Source organism: Cyclobacterium sediminis, assembly GCF_054781075.1.
The window spans coordinates 31,356-49,525 of the sequence record NZ_BAAGVC010000041.1 but is presented as its reverse complement, the minus strand read 5'-3'; the positions used below and the strand labels follow the sequence as shown (position 1 = coordinate 49,525).

General features: G+C 39.6%; 16 protein-coding genes. 12 read left to right on the top strand and 4 right to left on the bottom strand.

Features of this window, described 5'->3' with window-relative positions; translation table 11 throughout:
* Positions 1–177: 177 nt before the first annotated feature.
* Positions 178–954 carry a zinc metalloprotease gene (locus ACYVHJ_RS19975; protein ID WP_460518398.1) on the bottom strand — a complete coding sequence of 259 codons (777 nt, stop codon included), beginning with the start codon at positions 952–954 and terminating at the stop codon, positions 178–180.
* Positions 955–1,388: 434 nt separating this feature from the next.
* Between ACYVHJ_RS19975 and ACYVHJ_RS19970 the strand changes: the two genes are divergently transcribed.
* Complete coding sequence (locus tag ACYVHJ_RS19970; protein WP_460518395.1) at positions 1,389–1,973, top strand: porin family protein; 585 nt, start codon at positions 1,389–1,391, stop codon at positions 1,971–1,973.
* Between the two features lie 76 nt (positions 1,974–2,049).
* Here ACYVHJ_RS19970 and ACYVHJ_RS19965 read toward each other — a convergent pair whose 3' ends face one another.
* Complete coding sequence (locus ACYVHJ_RS19965; RefSeq protein WP_460518391.1) at positions 2,050–3,684, bottom strand: carbon starvation CstA family protein; 1,635 nt, start codon at positions 3,682–3,684, stop codon at positions 2,050–2,052.
* A 156-nt stretch (positions 3,685–3,840) separates the two neighbouring features.
* Between ACYVHJ_RS19965 and ACYVHJ_RS19960 the strand changes: the two genes are divergently transcribed.
* The 7 genes from ACYVHJ_RS19960 to murQ all read left to right on the top strand — a co-directional run bounded on the left by ACYVHJ_RS19960 (position 3,841) and on the right by murQ (position 10,609).
* Positions 3,841–4,896, top strand: coding sequence for a mechanosensitive ion channel family protein (locus ACYVHJ_RS19960; protein ID WP_460518388.1), 1,056 nt, complete (start codon positions 3,841–3,843; stop codon positions 4,894–4,896).
* A gap of 103 nt (positions 4,897–4,999) precedes the next feature.
* Positions 5,000–5,842, top strand: coding sequence for an acetyl-CoA carboxylase, carboxyltransferase subunit beta (accD, locus tag ACYVHJ_RS19955; RefSeq protein ID WP_339902776.1), 843 nt, complete (start codon positions 5,000–5,002; stop codon positions 5,840–5,842).
* Positions 5,843–5,966: 124 nt separating this feature from the next.
* Positions 5,967–7,271 (top strand): NADH:ubiquinone reductase (Na(+)-transporting) subunit F, encoded by a 1,305-nt coding sequence (gene nqrF, locus ACYVHJ_RS19950; RefSeq protein WP_339902777.1) that lies wholly within the window; start codon positions 5,967–5,969, stop codon positions 7,269–7,271.
* A 252-nt stretch (positions 7,272–7,523) separates the two neighbouring features.
* Positions 7,524–8,681 (top strand): formimidoylglutamase, encoded by a 1,158-nt coding sequence (locus ACYVHJ_RS19945; protein ID WP_460518383.1) that lies wholly within the window; start codon positions 7,524–7,526, stop codon positions 8,679–8,681.
* A gap of 51 nt (positions 8,682–8,732) precedes the next feature.
* Positions 8,733–8,960, top strand: coding sequence for a cytochrome b5 domain-containing protein (locus ACYVHJ_RS19940; protein ID WP_303615268.1), 228 nt, complete (start codon positions 8,733–8,735; stop codon positions 8,958–8,960).
* Positions 8,961–9,803, top strand: a complete 843-nt coding sequence (locus ACYVHJ_RS19935) for an N-acetylglucosamine kinase (RefSeq protein WP_460518380.1) — start codon at positions 8,961–8,963, stop codon at positions 9,801–9,803. It abuts the gene before it with no gap.
* Positions 9,800–10,609: an N-acetylmuramic acid 6-phosphate etherase gene (murQ, locus tag ACYVHJ_RS19930; protein WP_460518377.1), complete on the top strand. Its 810-nt coding sequence runs from the start codon at positions 9,800–9,802 to the stop codon at positions 10,607–10,609. The genes ACYVHJ_RS19935 and murQ overlap by 4 nt, the downstream gene beginning before the upstream one ends.
* Before the next feature lie 9 nt (positions 10,610–10,618).
* Here murQ and ACYVHJ_RS19925 read toward each other — a convergent pair whose 3' ends face one another.
* Positions 10,619–11,695, bottom strand: coding sequence for a mannose-1-phosphate guanylyltransferase (locus ACYVHJ_RS19925; protein WP_460518374.1), 1,077 nt, complete (start codon positions 11,693–11,695; stop codon positions 10,619–10,621).
* Between the two features lie 2 nt (positions 11,696–11,697).
* Entirely contained in the window at positions 11,698–12,666 is a 969-nt protein-coding gene (locus ACYVHJ_RS19920) for a KpsF/GutQ family sugar-phosphate isomerase (RefSeq protein WP_339905981.1), read from the bottom strand.
* A 98-nt stretch (positions 12,667–12,764) separates the two neighbouring features.
* Between ACYVHJ_RS19920 and recQ the strand changes: the two genes are divergently transcribed.
* From recQ to ACYVHJ_RS19900, 4 genes are read left to right on the top strand one after another with little or no spacing between them, the layout of a single operon-like run.
* Entirely contained in the window at positions 12,765–14,942 is a 2,178-nt protein-coding gene (gene recQ, locus ACYVHJ_RS19915) for a RecQ family ATP-dependent DNA helicase (RefSeq protein WP_460518371.1), read from the top strand.
* A gap of 17 nt (positions 14,943–14,959) precedes the next feature.
* Positions 14,960–16,255, top strand: coding sequence for a phosphoribosylamine--glycine ligase (gene purD, locus ACYVHJ_RS19910; RefSeq protein WP_460518368.1), 1,296 nt, complete (start codon positions 14,960–14,962; stop codon positions 16,253–16,255).
* A 45-nt stretch (positions 16,256–16,300) separates the two neighbouring features.
* Complete coding sequence (locus ACYVHJ_RS19905) at positions 16,301–17,680, top strand: PSP1 domain-containing protein (protein ID WP_460518365.1); 1,380 nt, start codon at positions 16,301–16,303, stop codon at positions 17,678–17,680.
* Positions 17,670–18,143 carry a gliding motility lipoprotein GldH gene (locus tag ACYVHJ_RS19900; RefSeq protein ID WP_460518362.1) on the top strand — a complete coding sequence of 158 codons (474 nt, stop codon included), beginning with the start codon at positions 17,670–17,672 and terminating at the stop codon, positions 18,141–18,143. Before ACYVHJ_RS19905 ends, ACYVHJ_RS19900 begins: the two co-directional genes overlap by 11 nt.
* The last annotated feature ends 27 nt before the right edge of the window (positions 18,144–18,170 follow it).

The following is an 18,170-nucleotide window of genomic DNA, read 5'->3' as shown; positions in this document are numbered from 1 at the left end:
CCCCGAAAAAAGCTTTAAACAGCTAAATTCGGGGTTTTTGTGTTATGTTTTTGTTAATTATTACGCTGGTTATCAGGTAATTAATAAATCAGCAAGAAGCCCTAATAAGCTTCCCCTTCAAAATCCTAGGCAAACATTATTTTACAAACAGCTATTCACTAAGTCTTTACAAAGCGTTTATTTACCACCATTTGCCCTGAGATCCCTCTCACAATTGCCGTCAAGGGAAGGAATAACATCTCTCATATAATAAAAAATGCTATTGGTCTCAATGGCCCAATACATGAGACAGTCTTCATTGTCGCAGTGATGATCGTACGCTTCATCCTCATGTGGTTCCACCATTTCGCTGCCAACATTTACCAAGCCCAACAAATGTCCCATCTCATGTAAAACAACGGTAGTTTCCAGATTGCTTTTACTGGGCCTTCTTATCCCCCCTGAATTTTTTTCAATTTGACTCCCAAATAGCACCAGACTTGTATTTCTATAGGCAGCCCCTATGGTAAATGAATCTTCCTCATTTTTCTCAAAATCACCATCCACCACCAATAGAAATACTGATATCGTATTCCCCTCATTGTAACTTTCACGGTAATCATTTTCGATTGTCGCTATTTCCTCTGTGGTGTAAGTCTCTTTATTCATGGCCGGAATTTCTTTTAACAACAAGCGAATCCCTTCAGGCTTGAATGTATATTTCTCTAAAAATTCAACAAGCGATTCAAGCATTTTATCCGAAGGCTCATACCCTTCCATATAGACCAATTCCAGCTCCAAAGCCGGAAACTGATCTGCCGCCAACAAAAAGTTGGCAGACTTCCCTACATCCCACCTTGCGGCAGATACCCCCATGTATAGCTCTTCATTGACACCATCCGTATCCTCTATACATGAATAAAAACTGAAAGTCAAGCAAAGAAAACAAAGCGTTTTAAAAGTAAAATTTCTCATAGACGAATTCAAAAACCGCACAAATTACTACTAATCAACTATTTGAAAAAATAGACCGAATAAAATAACGTGAAAAATGCAGTTGTTATTATCTTTAAATAAGGATTTATTTTTATTAAGTGTAATTCTTAAATTTTGTTAAAATTAATTTACCCTACCTATACTATTTCGGCACAGAATTGGTTATTAATTTATTGAACCACAAATGATGCGATAAGCAAATTATTTGAGTTTAAAATTGCCTTATTTTAGACCTTTATAGGATATTAAACACTTAATCAGGTTTACCTATTCGGGATTATATTCACCAATCCGGGCAACATTTTTTTCGGTTAACAGCTTGAAAAAAACCAAGGAAAACTCGATATAAGGGCAGATCCATTGCAAGGTTCGGGTCGAAAGAAAGCACTATTATTTAATTTAAAGCCAAACTAATGAAAAAAGCGTTAATTATTCTATTCTTTACAGGATTAGGCATTACACAGCTAAATGCTCAGATTTTGTCAGTAGGTCCTAAGATTGGCCTTTCACAAGGTGATGTTCAAGTTTCGGATGGGTTTAAAGGAGAAGATTCTCAAATGGGCTACCATGTGGGGATTTTCGCTAGAATAAACTTACCTGTCATCTATTTGCAACCGGAAGTTCTTTATACCAATACCGGAGGTTCCTTCCAAGACAATACTTTCAATTACGATTCCGACTTTGATAGGCTGGATGTGCCATTAATGGTTGGCTTAAAACTTGGCAATGTCTTACGAATTCAGGCAGGTCCTGTAGCCAGTTATATGCTTGACGGAAAAGTTAAAGCCAGTGATGGATCTTCAACCCAAAGAATTATTCCTCCTACTGAGGACTTTACATTTGGTTACCAAGCAGGAGTTGGTGTAGACATTGGGAACCTAATGTTGGACCTAAAATATGAAGGTGCTTTGACCAATTCTGTAAATAATTTTGGGGAAATCCCAACAGACCAAAGGCAAAATCAAATCATGCTTTCTCTCGGAATCAATTTATTCTAAGAAATTTCCAACGATAACATATTGCAATAGGCAGCTTCGGTAGCATTGATTCAATGACCTACAAAAGCTGCTTTTTTTAATTGACCAATTCCTTGGAATTGACCTCTTTAACCAAACTTTTTCGGGCAAGGAAGATCAAGGCAAAGGAAAGAACGAATAAAATGGCCGCGATGACTGAAAGCACATAAGCATCTTTTTGAAAGTTTTGCCAAGCAAATAATCCCAAGGAAGTCAATGTGACGGTAAACATAAAGAACATGGGAATGGTTACAAAGGTGGGGTTGATATCCTTTTTGATCAGCCAAACAGAAATCGTCAATAATGCGAGGGCTGCCAAAAGTTGATTGGCCGAACCAAAAATTGGCCATAGGGTGGTAAATCCACCACTCCCCAGCAATAGCACAGACAATATGACAACCACCCCTGTAGAGAGGTATCTGTTTTGGGAAAGTTTTTTACCAATCGGTTGTTCCACATCTTCAAAGTATTCTTGAAGGGTAAACCTTGCCAGCCTAGTACAGGTATCTAAAGTGGTGAGTGCAAAAGCTGAAACTGTCAAAGCCACAAAGCCTACAGCGAATGATTCGGATATGCCCAATGAAGAAATAATAGCTCCAAGACCATCGGCAAAAAGTGGTACAGGACCATCTTGTCCCAACCTAGACAAGTAATCTGTGCGGTTTAATACGATCACAGCCCCAACTGAAATGATGGCTAAAAATGATTCTATCAACATCCCTCCATACCCTACAACCTTGGCATCGCTTTCTTTATCCAATTGTTTGGAAGTTGTTCCCGAGGCTACAAGCGAATGAAAACCACTAATGGCTCCACATGCTATGGTGACAAACAGCACAGGGAATAAGTAACCTAGATTTTCACTATTAATATGTACTTCTGTATCCATCACAATGGTAGGATTGGCAATTACCACTCCTACAATCGCAGCAAGAATCAACCCATATAACAAAAAGCTATTCAGATAATCTCTTGGTTGCAACAGCATGGATACAGGAGTAACAGAAGCAATGAAGGCATATATTAACAGTATATAAATCCAAGTCTGATAATTGAGTTCAAATGGAATTTGCATGCCCAGATAGACAAAGTAATACATTACCACCACCCCTACAATGGAGGCAATTAGGAAAGCGGATTTTTTATTTTCGGTCAATTTGGTAACAAAGCCAAAAACCACTGCAAGTAAAATGAAAAGAATTGAAGCCGAAGCAACTCCGGGGTTATTGATAAATGTCTTGGCGATGATGTCAGCAAAAACGGCAATAATTAAAATCAAAGTGGAAAAACTAAACAAGATAAATAATCTTTTACCTTTCTTTCCAATATTATTTTGAATGATAACGCCAATAGATTTCCCATCGTTCCTAAGGGAAGCCACCATGCTCCCCAGGTCATGGACAGCACCAAAAAATATTCCACCGATCAAAATCCATATTACGGCGGGCACCCAGCCAAATGCTACTGCAATGATGGGCCCAACAATTGGCCCTGCACCTGCTATTGAGGCAAAATGATGTCCCAAAACAACGATAGGCTTACTCGGGACGTAATCCACACCATCCCTTAATCTGTGAGAAGGCGCCAGATTATTATTGTTGATTTTAAACTTTTTAAAGACAAACTTTCCATAGGTGAAATACGCTACTATTAAAATAATTGCGGAAAAAAGAAAAAGGTACGTCAGTTGCATGATTTGGATTTATTATTCAAGCCTCAAAGTTAATTAGAAAATTGATTTCATCGGAAATAAACCCTAATTTAAAAATTATTTAGTACCAATGGCAGATAGAAAAGACACATTGCTATCCCCTTTATTACCATTTTCCAAATTAATCCTCTCCTAAAAATGTTCAACAAGCCGACCCTCCTATTTCTAGGTGCCTGCATAGGATTATTGATTTTTAGCCATTTCTTTATGGAATTTGCTTTTCCAAAATTGCTGAGACTTTTCTATAAGCCCGGCACCCGGAAAGGAAAGCAATCCATGAATAAGTTTTCAAAAGCCCTTAAATGGGGGATATTTTTGGCTATATATCCCCTTATTGGCTATTACTTACCTCCTCCGGCCTCGTTAAATATTGTACAGGAAAGATTGTTTATAGTATTGGCTATTGTCCTATTTACCTGGATCATAATAGAGTTATCCAATGTTTTACGGTATATCTTTTTGGAAAAATATACTTTCGACAAGGAGGATAACCTGCGCGAAAGAAGACTTGTGACCCAAGTTGCCTTCATTAGAAAGATCTTTATTATCGGGGTGGTGGTGATTGCCTTCGCTTCCATTTTAATGAATTTCGAATCTGCAAGAAGGATCGGTACCGGATTGCTTACTTCTGCAGGCATAATGGGTATCATCATTGGTTTTGCTGCACAAAAATCCATTGCCAACTTATTGGCAGGCTTTCAGATTGCATTCACCCAGCCAATAAGAATTGATGATGTAGTGGTGGTGGAAGGAGAGTGGGGTAAAATTGAAGAAATAAACCTCACCTATGTGGTTGTCCAGATTTGGGACCAGAGAAGGTTAGTATTGCCCATTAACTATTTTATAGAGAAACCTTTCCAAAACTGGACCAGAACCACAGCAGCCATTTGGGGCACTGTATTTATATATGTTGATCCTACGGTTGATGTAGGTGAATTAAAGTCGAAACTAAAAGAAATTTTAGATGCTACACCTTTATGGGATAAAAAGGTTCAAGTACTGCAGGTCACAGATTGGACAGAAAAAACCATCGAACTAAGGTGCCTTATGAGTGCAAGAGATAGCCCAACTGCCTTTGATCTCAGGTGTTTAGTAAGGGAAAAGCTTCTTGAGTTTCTTCAAAAAAACCATCCTGAAACACTGCCAAAAACCAGGGTTTTGATGGAGAAAGAAACTGCAGAAATTAAGAAATGAAATGGGTAAACTTTTCGAGAAAGTAGATTTTGGTTTTATTTAACAGATATTACCTATAAATTTGGACTCCCAATGTGGTTTGGGATAATTTAAACAAAACTTTATGGCTTGGTTTAAAAGAAAAGACGCCGGCATTAAAACCTCAACAGAGGAGAAAAAAGACACCCCGGACGGATTATGGTATAAGACCCCGAAGGGGAATATCATTCACACCCGAGAGTTAAAAAACAATTCCTATGTTTGCCCGGATGATGATTATCATGTAAAAATCGGTTCTAAGGAATATTTCGAGATCCTTTTTGATGATAACAAGTTCACAGAATTGGATAAGGAAATGATATCAGGTGATCCCTTAAATTTCGTAGATAGCAAACCCTATCCCACACGAATCAAGGACACGATTGCAAAAACCAATTTAAAAGACGCTGCAAGAACAGGCGTTGGCAAATTGAATGGTTTGGACATAGTCATTACTTGCATGGACTTCAAATTCATAGGCGGGTCCATGGGTTCTGTAGTGGGAGAGAAAATTGCCCGAGCAATTGATTACTCCTTGAAACACAAGGTTCCATTCTTGATGATATCAAAATCAGGAGGGGCCAGGATGATGGAAGCTGGTTTTAGTCTAATGCAGATGGCCAAAACATCCGCAAAACTTGCGCTTTTGGATGAAGCGGGAATACCCTATATCTCCTTAATGACAGATCCTACAACGGGAGGGGTAACAGCCTCATTTGCTATGTTGGGAGACTTCAATATTGCCGAACCGGGAGCTCTTATTGGTTTTGCGGGTCCAAGAGTAATTAGAGAAACCATAGGCAAAGATTTACCTAAAGGTTTTCAAAGTGCGGAATTTGTTTTGGAGCACGGATTCTTGGACTTTATCATCGACAGAAGGCAGTTGAAAAACAGAATTTACACCTTGTTAAACCTTCTTCGACAATAGAAGGTTATTATATTAATTCTTGGGATTAATTTCTCCCAAGATTGTAATGGTTTTGGGGAAATATAAATATATTTGTACGATTCAAAACCAGTTAAACATACTGATAAAGATAAAAATTTATTAAATGAGTTCAGTAATCATTACTTCGATAGTAGCATTTACCATTATTATTCTGCTACTGGTGTTTGTTCTTCTTTTTGCCCAGTCAAAGTTGGTGTCGTCAGGAGATGTTAAAATCATTATCAACGGGGACGAAAAAAATCCTCTAATTGCATCTGCCGGGTCTACCCTGCTCAACACACTAAGTAGCAAAAAAATCTTCCTTCCTTCCGCATGTGGAGGTGGAGGTACCTGTGCCATGTGCAAGTGTACCATTGAAGAAGGTGGAGGTGAAGTACTTCCTACAGAAGAAGGTCACCTAAGCAGGGCTGAAAAACAAAACCAAGTAAGGCTTTCTTGCCAGGTAAAGGTAAAAAATGACATGAAGATCCGGATTCCGGAAGAGATCTTCGGTATTAAGAAATGGGAATGTGAAGTAATTTCTAATTACAACGTTTCTACTTTTATTAAGGAATTTAAAGTAAAACTTCCTGAAGGTGAAACGTTGGACTTTGAACCGGGAGGGTATATTCAAATAGATGTTCCTGCAATTACGGTATCCTTTAAGGGTATGGATATCACCCCACATCCTGAGTTGGAACACCCGAAAGACGTGTACCAAAGCGATTGGGATAAATTTGGTTTATGGGATCTTTCCATGAAAAATGATGAGCCTCTTTTTAGGGCTTACTCCATGGCCAACCACCCAGCAGAAGGAAATATTGTAATGCTAACCATCCGTATTGCCACTCCACCATGGGATAGAGCTAATAACAGATGGATGGATGTGAATCCGGGTGTATGTTCTTCTTATGTTTTCTCAAGAGTACCTGGTGATAAAGTAACCATTTCAGGACCTTATGGTGAATTCCATATCAATCCTACCCAAAGAGAAATGATTTACATAGGTGGTGGTGCCGGCATGGCCCCTTTAAGATCTCACCTCTTCCACCTTTTCCACACAGAGAAAACAAATAGAAAAGTATCTTATTGGTACGGTGGTAGATCTAAAAAGGAGTTGTTCTACACACCACACTTTAGAGGTATTGAAAAAGATTTCCCGAATTTCAGCTTCAACATTGGCTTATCCGAACCTCTACCTGAGGACAACTGGAAAGTTAAAAAGTCAATGGATGACAAGGAAGGTGATGGCTATGTAGGCTTTATCCACCAAGTTCTTTATGACAACTACCTTAAAGATATTGATGAGCCGGATGAAATAGAATATTACTTATGTGGCCCTCCTTTGATGAATGCAGCAGTACTTAAGATGCTGGATGATTTGGGTGTTCCAAAAGAGAATATCAGATTCGATGATTTCGGAGGATAAAAAATAAGAAAAGGGTCCCGTTAAAGTTTAACGGGACTTTTTTTATGCCTTCTTTTTCCATAATTTTATATTAAATTATTTAATGGCCCTCCCGGCACAAGCTCAGGCGGCATAGGCATATGATTGATAGGCTTAATTAAAACAAAAACCTGACCGCTTTGGAATGGCAATACCAAGCCCGAACCGAGGTTTTAGTAAAACAGACCGCCTATTGACATATCTGATTTAATATTCAATCTCTAAAAAATAACAATGGATTTACAGGCATTTTTCGAACCTATCCCTTCCGAGATTCTACAAGAAGAATATGGGCACAATGCGTTTTTTCACCACATTCATTGTCATGATGAAACCTTTCCTGACCTCGAAGGCATTCAAATCGCCATTATTGGCATAGAAGAATACAGGGGCACCGGAGATGATACATTAAAAAATTCATTGGCAAGCAGTTCTGCCATTCGGAAGAAACTATATACGCTCAAAAAGGGCCAGGGAAATTACAGCCTTGCCGATTTAGGCAATATTAAACTCGGGGAAAACTTACAAGAAACCCGGTCACTGATCAGTTCTATTGGTGAACTAATGATAAAAACCCAAGTATTGCCAATTTTTATCGGTGGAAGCCATGACTTGGACGTTGGGCAGTTTAAAGCTTACCAGCACATGAAAAAACTGGTCAGCTTACTCACGGTAGATGCTAAAATGGACATGGAGGATGCCGGCAATCCTCAAGACCGGCATTCTCAAGAAGTGGTTTTGCATGAACCGAACTATATGTTCAACTATTGCCACCTTGCTTACCAAAGTTTTTTGACAGACCCTGAATTGGTCACCACCTTAGAGAAGCTTTACTTTGACCATATCCGTTTGGGGCAGTTGCGGGACAACTTCAAAGAAACCGAACCGCTGATCAGAAATGCAGATTTATTAAGTTTTGACATTTGTTCCATCAATTCCTCAGATGCTCCCGGAGCCATTGGAGCGCAACCTTTTGGCTTAAGTGCCGAGGAGGCCTGTCAAATATGCTGGTTTGCAGGCACCAATGAAAAGCTAAGTTCCATTGGAATCTATGGTTACCATGTGGATTTGGATGACCCCAGGCAAAAGACTGCTGCCATTATTGCCACAATGATCTGGTATTTTATTGAAGGTTTTCACCAGAGAAAAGACAGCCTATCATTTAAAAGCAGCGACTATATCATGTACACGGTATCATTAGACTCCAAGCCTTCTATTTTGCATTTTTACAAAAGCAAACTAAGCGGAAAATGGTGGCTGGAAATCCCCCGCAACAAGGGTGAAAAATACAATCGAGACACCATTATTCCCTGTAGTTATCAAGATTATCAAACCGCTCAAAAGGGAGAAATACCTGAGCGCTGGGTCAATGCCCAATTAAAACTTTATTAATAATACATGCATATACCCTAGGTAGTCCTATATTTGCAATAGAATAAGCATATGATTTCTATTTCTAAAAACCAACTGGCCTTGAGAAACGGGCAGGACAAACCTGAAATATGGATTGCTTACAAAGGCAAAATATATGATGTAGGCAATTCCAGACTGTGGAAAAATGGCAAACATTATGAACATTGGGCAGGACAAGACCTAACAGAAGAGCTCGAAGATGCCCCTCATAATGAAAATGTATTTGATAAATTTGAACCTATTGGCTATTTAATATAAATGATTCTGATCGCAGACAGTGGCTCCAGCAAAACCGACTGGAGAGTAATCACAGAGGATAACAAAGTTCACCAAACAAGGACTGTAGGGTTTAACCCCTATTATCAAACCAAAGAGGACATGGAACTGGGACTCCAAACGCCTGATCTCCTTTCATGGAAAGATATTATCCAGGAGGTTTATTTTTATGGATCAGGTTGCACCTCTGAGGCCAATAAAGAAACTGTAAAAAACGCCATCAACAGCATTTACAAAGATGCCAAGGTATATGTAGATCATGACCTTATGGCCTCCGCAAGGGCAACCTGTGGTCACGAAGCAGGGATAGCCTGCATATTGGGAACGGGTTCAAATAGCGGAGACTATGATGGTGACAAAATAACGGACAGCAGGCCTTCTCCCGGCTACCTTTTAGGTGATGAGGGTGGAGGAACTTATATCGGAAAGCACTTCCTACAAGATTTTATTTACGATGACATGCCCACTGCTATTCGGGAAGCATTTATTGACAAATATCACCTTTCCATAATTGATATTCAGGACAATGTTTATAAAAGACCATTTCCCAATCGCTTTATGGCAGGTTTTTGTGAATTTATAGCCCAACATAAGGCTGACCCATATTGCTATGGGCTTTTCTACAATGGTTTTAAAGATTTCTTCTCGAGACATGTCATGAGGTACAAAGATTATCAAAACAAACCTGTGAATTTTGTCGGATCTATCGCTTACTATAACAATGATGTCCTAAGACAAATTGGACACGATCTAAACATACAAATCAATACTATCCTAGAAACTCCAATAGCCGGATTAACACTCTACCATCAAAAAAAGATATGAGCACCACAGAAAGCGCCTCCTATTACAACCACCTTGAGAAAATGTCGGTCAATGAATTATTGACCAATATGAACAAAGAAGATCAGACGGTACCAGATGCGGTCAATAAGGCCATTCCTCAAATTCAGAAACTGGTGGAAGCCATAGTCCCTAGGATGGAAAAAGGTGGTCGTTTATTTTATATTGGAGCCGGCACTAGTGGCCGACTAGGTATCCTAGATGCTTCAGAATGCCCGCCGACCTATGGCGTACCACATGATATGGTAATTGGAATTATTGCCGGTGGGGATACAGCCATAAGAAAAGCAGTGGAAAATGCTGAAGATGATCCGGAGCAAGCTTGGGAAGATATTCAGGCATTTGATTTCAATGCTCAGGATACCATTATCGGTATAGCTGCATCAGGCACCACGCCCTATGTAATAGGAGGAGTAAAAAAAGCAATGAAGGAAGGCTTACTTACAGGCTGCATTACCTGCAATGAAGGCAGCCCTCTTGCCAAAGAAGTGGCCATGCCGGTAGAGATAGTTGTAGGTCCTGAGTTTGTAACAGGAAGTACCAGAATGAAATCAGGAACTGCTCAGAAGCTAGCTCTTAACATGATATCTACCAGTGTCATGATTAAACTGGGAAAGGTGAAAGGCAATAAGATGGTAGACATGCAGCTGTCCAACAAAAAACTGGTTCATAGAGGCACACTGATGATCATGGAAGCCACCGGACTTGAAGAAGCAGAAGCCTTAGCCATGCTTAAAGAACATGGTTCTGTAAGAAATGCAGTAAATGCCTTTGAGAAAAGAAATTAATCTTATCCATCAAGTGTAACTTTCATCGATCTTCCTGGCATCGGAAATATATTCCTTGTATTTACTGTTAGCATCCAGCTTGCAAATCAACAATACATCCTCACTGTCACTGATAAGATAGTCTTTAAGGCCTTGAACCACGACTAATTTTCTGGGTGGAACAGTAATGAAGCAATTGCTCGTTTCGTACAGCATTGCTTGCCCTTTAACGGAATTATTTTCCTGGTCTTTTTCACTGATATCGTATAGATTCTGCCAGGAACCAAGGTCTGTCCAGCCAAACTCACCCAATACGACAAACACTTCATTTGACTTTTCAAAAACCCCATGGTCAATGGAAATATTTTTTATAAAACTATACGCTTTTATTAGAAATTCAGCCTCTTTGTCGGTGCAAAAATAAACTTCTCCTTCTTCAAATACTTCAGCCATATCCGGAAGATATTTAACAAAGGCCTGGATAATGCTTTCGTTTTTCCATACGAAAGTTCCGGTGTTCCATACAAAATCACCACTTTCTATAAAAGCCATGGCCAATTCTAAATCAGGTTTTTCAGAAAATGTTTTTACTTTTTTAATGGGTTGTCCTGCTTCCGGAAAAAACTGGATATATCCAAAATCTGTATCGGGCCTGTTTGGCTTTATTCCGATGGTAATGAGCTTTCCTGAGGAAGAAGCACCTTCCATGGCCTTATTTATAGACTCAAAAAACAGGTTTTCATTGAAGATCAATTGATCGGAAGGGCTGACCAAAACTTTAGCATTGGGGTTAAGCTTTTGAATCTTATAACTCGCCAAAGCTATTGAAGCTGCTGTATTTCGCTGCATGGGCTCCACCAAAATCTGCCCCTCTGAAATATCCGGCAATTGATCTTTCACCAATGCGAAATACTCTTTATTGGTGACAATAATAAATTGATAATTTTCAAAATGGTTAACATATCGGTCATAGGTCATTTGCAACAAAGTGCGTCCTGTTCCCAATAGATCTAAAAATTGCTTGGGCCTTTGGCGCCTACTCGAAGGCCAAAAATTAATACCTAAACCACCGGCTAAAATTACAATGTACCTGTCCTTTTCCTTCATTTTTATACGATACCTTCCTTCATCAAATCATGAATATGAACAAACCCAACCAAAGAAGAATTGTCTTGCACCACTAATTGTGTTATGTTAAAAGTTCTCATTACCTCTATTGCTTTTACTGCATAGTCATCTGTTAAAATGGTTTTTGGCTCTTTGGTCATTATATCTCCTGCTTTGATTTCAGACAAATCAAAATTATTTTGAAGCATCCTCCTCAAATCTCCATCAGTAATTATCCCCTGTAGCTTTTGGGCCTCGTCCACCACTGCTGTAGCTCCTAATCTCTTGCTGCTTATTTCCAAGATAACCTCTTTAAGAGATGCGCTTTCTTGTACCATAGGAAGCAGACTGACATCAATCACGTCTTTTACCTTAAGGTACAACTGTTTTCCTAAGGTGCCTCCCGGATGAAACCGGGCAAATGATTCCGCGGTAAAACCACGAGCAGTAAGCAAGCAAATGGCCAATGCATCCCCCATCGCCATTTGAACCGTTGTACTTGTTGTTGGCGCCAAATTGTTGGGACAAGCTTCTTCCTCAATCCCTGTAAACAATAAATAATCAGCATGTTTGGCCAAATAGCTATCTTTATTCCCCACAAGGCCGATCAACCTGCTCCCCAGTGTTTTGAGCATGGGCACCAATAGTTTGATTTCAGGGGTATTTCCACTTTTGGAAATACAAATTACAAAATCTTCTTTTTTAATCATACCCAAATCCCCATGAATTGCATCTGCCGCATGCATAAATAGAGAAGGAGTACCTGTAGAATTGAGCGTTGCCACAATTTTATTTGCAACGATAGCGCTTTTCCCTATTCCTGTAATAACTACCCTACCTTTGCTCTTTAATACATCCTCAACACAAGTTTCAAAATCTTCACCAATCTCAGGGATCAAATTTAATAGTGCATTGGCTTCGTTTTGAAACACATTTATTGCCGTGGTTCTAATATTTTTTAGTAAATTCAATTTTACAGCTGTTAATTGTTAGATTTGTATAAAGGTAATAAAGTTTTGCCTTAAACATTAATAATTGACAGGGAGTAACTCATTAAACTATTAATGTAGTGGATAGCGCAGTTAAAGATAATTTAAAAAAAATATTTGGTTTCAATCAGTTTAGAGGGAACCAACAGTTGATAGTGGACAATATTCTCAAGGGCAACAATACCTTTGTAATAATGCCAACCGGTGCGGGAAAGTCACTTTGTTATCAATTGCCTGCTGTTTCAAATAAGGGTACAGCCATTGTCATTTCTCCATTGATAGCCTTAATGAAAAATCAGGTGGATCAATTGAATAGTTTTGGCATCAATGCTCATTTTCTAAATTCCACCCTTAGCAAAACCGAGTCAAATCGGGTTAAAGGTGAAGTTAGTGCAGGGCTAACCAAACTACTGTATGTAGCTCCTGAGTCCTTGACTAAGGAGGAAAATGTGAAATTCCTGAAAAGTGCAGACATCAGCTTTGTGGCCATTGATGAAGCCCATTGTATCTCCGAATGGGGGCATGATTTCAGACCGGAATACAGAAAGATAAAGTCAATCATTTCTCAAATAGGAGACAATCTTCCGGTAATCGCTTTAACCGCCACTGCCACGCCAAAGGTCCAGCAAGACATTCAGCGTAACCTGCAGATGGAGGAAGCTGATCTTTATAAATCTTCTTTTAACAGAACTAACCTGTATTACGAGGTCAGGCCTAAGATTAAAAGTGAGACGAAAAAGGAGATTATTAAATACATAAAGTCTCAAAAGGGAAAATCAGGAATCATCTACTGCTTAAGCAGAAAAAAGGTAACTGAAATAGCCGAATTATTAAAAGTAAATGGCATCAATGCTGCCCCCTACCATGCCGGACTAGATGGTCATGTAAGGGTGAAAAATCAGGATGACTTCCTAAATGAAGAAGTTGATGTGATTGTCGCCACCATTGCGTTTGGAATGGGGATAGATAAACCTGATGTCAGGTATGTGATTCACTATGATGTTCCAAAATCTTTGGAAGGCTATTATCAAGAAACCGGTCGTTCAGGTAGAGATGGGCTCGAAGGGCATTGTTTGATGTTTTACAGGTATGAAGACATCATTAAGCTGGAGAAATTCAATAAAGATAAACCTGTCAACGAAAGAGAAAACGCCAGAGTCTTGCTGCAAGAAATGGCAGCTTACGCTGAGAGCTCTGTTTGTAGAAGAAGGTTTTTGCTGCATTATTTTGGTGAAACCCTCTCCAAAGACTGCGGTTTTTGTGACAACTGTAAAAAAACCAAGGAAACCTTTGAAGGAAAAGAGGACATCATCAAAGTCATCAATGCCGTTAAAGACACCAACCAACGGTTTAGCATGGACCATATCGTAAGCCTTTTACAAGGGGAGAAAAACGATTATATATTAAGCTATGGCCATGACAAGTTGCCCTCATTTGGTATAGGCAAAGACAAGGATGATACCCACTGGAAGACAGTTTTAAGGCAGTCCATGATTTTTGGTTTGCTAGAAAAGGACATAGAAAACTATGGCATTATCTTACTTTCAGACAAAAGTGAGGACTTTCTAAAAAATCCACATGCTGTAGTGATTAGTAAAAATCACAATTTTGATGAAATGGCAGAAAATGTCTCCTCAGAAGAAATGAGCAATGTTGGCAAGGCCTATGATGAAAAACTTTATGAATTATTAAAATTAGAGCGTAAAAAGGTAGCCAAAGCTAAAAACCTACCTCCTTACGTCATTTTCCAAGACCCTTCACTTGAGGAGATGGCAACCGTTTACCCCACAAGTAGGGAGGAATTGGCACAAATAAATGGCGTTGGCACAGGAAAAGTCACTAAATTTGGCAGGTCCTTTATCCGACTCATTGAAAAATATGTAGAAGAAAATGAAATCATTACTGCTTCGGATGTGGTCGTCAAAACATCCGGAACAAGGTCAAAGGTAAAAATCACCATCATACAACAGATAGACAGGAAAATCGATCTTGATGAGATTGCCATGAACCTGAATATCAGCATGAGTGAATTACTGCATGAAATTGAACAAATCATCTACAGTGGAACTAAACTAAATATCAATTATTATATAGAAAACATCATGGATGATGAAAGAGAAGACATTCTCCATGATTATTTTATGACGGCGGAATCGGACCATATCAAGGATGCCATGGCAGAGCTCGAAGAAGATGACTTTGCTGAAGAAGAAGTACGGGTATACCGGATTAAATTTATTTCAGATCACGCCAATTAAAAAAAAGAAAATACCAAATGAACATATTGCTTATAGGGAGCGGTGGCAGAGAGAATGCCTTTGCATGGAAAATTAAACAAAGTGAAAAATGCAAAAATTTATGGATAGCTCCCGGTAATGCCGGTTCTTCGGCCTTCGGACAGAATGTATCTATAGGAGTAAATGATTTTGAAGCCATAAAAGACTTTTGTATTGACAAAAAGGTTGACCTCCTAGTGGTAGGACCTGAGGAGCCTTTGGTTAAAGGTTTGAGAGATTTTATGGCCCAAGTACCTGAAGTGGCGGATATCCCTATTGTTGGACCGGGAAAATCTGGAGCAAGACTTGAAGGAAGCAAAGATTTTTCTAAAAACTTCATGTTGTCTCACGGCATCCCTACAGCTGCGTACGCTACTTTCACTCCTTCCACCTTACAGGATGGAATTGATTATTTGAAAAAACAAAACCTTCCGATAGTACTAAAAGCGGATGGCCTTGCTGCCGGAAAAGGTGTACTGATCTGTGGCAGTTATGAAGAGGCTGAGGAAAGCTTGAAGGACATGTTAATCGGCCAAAAGTTTGGAGAAGCCTCCACAAGAGTAGTCATCGAAACTTTCCTTACCGGCATTGAACTCTCCGTCTTTGTGGCCACGGATGGAGAAAGCTATAAAATACTCCCTGAAGCCAAAGACTACAAAAGGATTGGAGAAGGCGATACCGGTCCCAATACCGGTGGCATGGGTGCCATTAGCCCTGTCCCTTTTGCGGACAGGGCGTTCATGTCAAAAGTAGAAGAAAAAATTGTCAAGCCAACCATTTCAGGCCTTCAGAAAGATGGCATAGATTTTAGGGGATTTTTATTCATCGGCTTAATGAATATGGATGGAGAACCTTATGTCATTGAATACAATGTCAGAATGGGAGATCCTGAAACCCAGGCAGTATTACCAAGAATAAACAGTGATTTTCTGGAATTACTGAATGCTACTGCCAATAAAACCCTAAAAGATTACAGCCTTAGCATAGCACCGACTACGGCGGCCACCGTTGTGATGGTGGCAGGAGGCTATCCTGAAGCCTATGAAAAAGGCATGCCTATTTCAGGACTTGAGAAGAAAAACATTAAAAACGCCATTACATTCCACGCAGGAACCAACACGAATACCAGTGAGCAAATTGTCACAAACGGTGGACGAGTTTTAGGTATCACCGGTTTGGGAGACACCGTGGAAAAGGCGATTGAGAATGCTTACGATAGAGTAGGCGAAATCACATGGGAGAAAGCTAATTACCGAAAAGACATAGGACAAGACATCCTCCGATTAGGTAATTAACCCCCATATTCACGAGGAGGAAACTCCCTAAAATATATATATAATATGTCAGGATGCGCAAACTGCAGTACCGACTCTACTGCTGTTGGTGGCTGCCAGAACAATGGCAGTTGTGGTACCAGCGATTGTAATAAAATGAATGCTTTCGATTGGCTATCCCATATGAGAATACCGGAAGTAGATAAATTTGATATTGTAGAAGTAAAATTTAAAGGAGGTAGAAAAGATTATTACAGGAATTCAGGACACCTGCAACTCACTACAGGTGATCCTGTAGTAGTAGATGTACCGAATGGGCACCATATAGGTTATGTTTCCTTGCAAGGAGAGCTGGTTAGGCTTCAAATGCAGAAAAGAAAAATAAAAAATGATGACAATATCTTAAGCATCTACCGAGTAGCTACTCCTAAGGACCTTGAGAAATGGCAAGAGGCAAAAAACAGAGAAGTGCCTACCATTTACAGGGGTAAGCAGATCATCGATGAAATAAAGCTTTCCATGAAGCTGTCTGATGTTGAATACCAAGCAGACAATTCCAAAGCCACCTTTTACTACTCAGCGGATGATCGGGTTGATTTCCGTGAATTGATAAAGCTTCTCGCCTCTGAGTTTAAAATCAGGGTGGAAATGAGGCAAATCAGCCTAAGGCAGGAGGCCGGGAGACTTGGTGGGGTAGGCGTATGCGGAAGAGAACTTTGTTGCTCTACATGGATCCATGATTTTAAAAGTGTCACCACCTCTGCAGCCAGGTACCAAAATCTCTCGTTGAACCCCAGTAAACTTTCGGGTCAATGTGGGCGGTTAAAGTGTTGCCTAAACTTTGAGCTAGAAAGTTACATGAGTGCGCTCGAAGATATCCCCAATATAGAAAAACCTTTACTAACCCAAGCCGGAAAAGCCAAGCTCCAAAAGACTGACATCTTTCGGAGATTGATGTGGTTCAGTTACAATGACGACAACAATTGGCATTCAATTGATTGTGACAGGGTAAAAATCATAATAGAGCAAAATGCAAAAGGGATCACCCCTTTTAGCCTGCAACAAGACAAGGCCTTCGAAGGGGAAATTGATACCAATAAAACCAACCAAGACCTTGAATTATTGGATAAAAAATTTGCTGATTCTAGGCCTAAAAAGAAAAGGAAAAACAGATCCAGGAAATCAAACCCACACAATAAAGGGCAGGAAAAACCCCAAAGAAGGCAGAATAAACCTGAAGAAAAACCTCGAAATACCAAAAACAGAAGACCACCTAAACGATCGAATAACCCTCAAAATGCGCAAGGCAAAACAGGAACTTCTCCAAAAGATCCCGATGCTAAATCGCCAAAAAACCAGGGTAACCATAGAAACAAAAGACGAAAGCCAAATCGAAATAAAGGTCCTAGAGGTGGTGAAAACAGAAATAAGCCTGATGAAAAATAATAATATATTGGCCATTGCTTTGCTAGCTTTCATTGTATGGGCAAGTGCAGCTTGCAACAATGGCCGTGTATATGAATCTTATCAAGACCTTGAGAAATTAGAGTGGGTGGTTACGGATACCATTTCTTTCACTTTGGACTCTTTGGAGACAAATACAGAGACAAGCTCCATTTTAAGCATTCGGTACGATGATAAATATGAATATAACAACCTCTATGTTCGCTATTTCCTAAAAGACAGTTCGCAAGAAATCATATCAGATACCCTTCTCAACCTCCAGTTGTTTGATCCCAAAACAGGAAAACCTCTTGGGCAGGGTTATGGAAATAGAAGAATTTTGTATGACACCCTTCCTGGGAATAGGGTTTTATCCCAATCTTCCTATCACTTTGTACAATACATGCGGAAAGACACCCTCTCCGGAATCGAATCTGTCGGGTTGAAAATTATTGCCAACAATTGATCCAAGCCAAGACATGTAGGAAATAGG